Below are 1,015 nucleotides of genomic sequence, written 5' to 3'. Positions count from 1 at the left end.
GCTCACGACGAGCCGTCATGCCGGACATCTTCCCCAGCCGCTCAGCGTGTAGTGGCACGCGCGGCTTCGACGATCAGATCGGCCACCGCATCCGGCTCCGAGACCGTGACCGCGTGCGAGGCGTTGATCTCCACCGTGCGCGACTTGGCCCGCTTGGCCATGAAACGCATCGAGTCCGGCGGGATCGCCAGGTCCTGCCGCGTGATCAGGAACCACGACCGGATCGACTTCCACGCCGTCCTCGTCGCCTTCTCGTCCAGCGCCGCACTCGTGATCGGCCGCTGAGTAGCCGCCATCAGAGCCGCCTCCTTACGCGGTACATCAGCCGCGAACACCCGCCGGAACTGATCCTGCTTGATGTACAGGTCGGTGCCCGCCCCCGTACCCGGCACCGTCACCGGCACCTGGTTGAGCGCCTCGCCCAACTGTCCACCGGGGAACTTCGCGGCCAGGGCGGACGTGCTTTCCCCCTTCTCGGGCGCGAAGCTGGCGATGTAAACCAGCGCCTTGACATCCTTGTCACCGTCAGCGGCCTCGCTCATCACCGAGCCCCCGTACGAGTGGCCGGCCAGCACGATCGGCCCCTTCACACTGGCCAGCACGCTGCGCACATACTGCGCATCCGAGTGCAGGCCCCGCAACGGGTTCGCGGCCGCCACCACCGGATAGCCGTCGCGCAGCAGTTCCTTCACCACACCGTTCCAACTCGACGAGTCCGCGAACGCACCGTGCACCAGCACGACCGTCGGCTTCTGGGCCGACGGCCGGGGCCCCGCCGCGGCACTCGCCGACCCGGCCACGAGGGCGGCCACGGCCACACCCGCGGTCATGGCGGTCCGCAAAGCCACTCGCCGCGGCATACGCGAGAACTGAGGTTTCATGAGAGTTCCTTTCAGGTTGTGACGGCCGGCAGACGCCGAACCGTTGGCCGGCCCGATGACGAACGCCGCCGGGCCGGGAGGCTAAGTCAGACGGACGCGGCGGCCCGGAGGATGAAGTCGGCCACCGCCTGCGG

The 1,015-nt window shown here is 68.8% G+C and carries 1 protein-coding gene; it reads right to left on the bottom strand.

Annotated features, from left to right (window positions below):
- Positions 1-41: 41 nt before the first annotated feature.
- A complete protein-coding gene (locus tag LXN57_RS47730; RefSeq protein ID WP_251804969.1) occupies positions 42-848 on the bottom strand; it encodes an alpha/beta fold hydrolase in 807 nt (268 codons plus the stop codon).
- Positions 849-1,015: the final 167 nt, after the last annotated feature.

This window comes from Paractinoplanes hotanensis (genome assembly GCF_023717965.1).
Classification (GTDB): Bacteria; Actinomycetota; Actinomycetes; order Mycobacteriales; family Micromonosporaceae; genus Actinoplanes; species Actinoplanes polyasparticus.
This window is presented reverse-complemented; position numbering and strand designations above follow the sequence as displayed.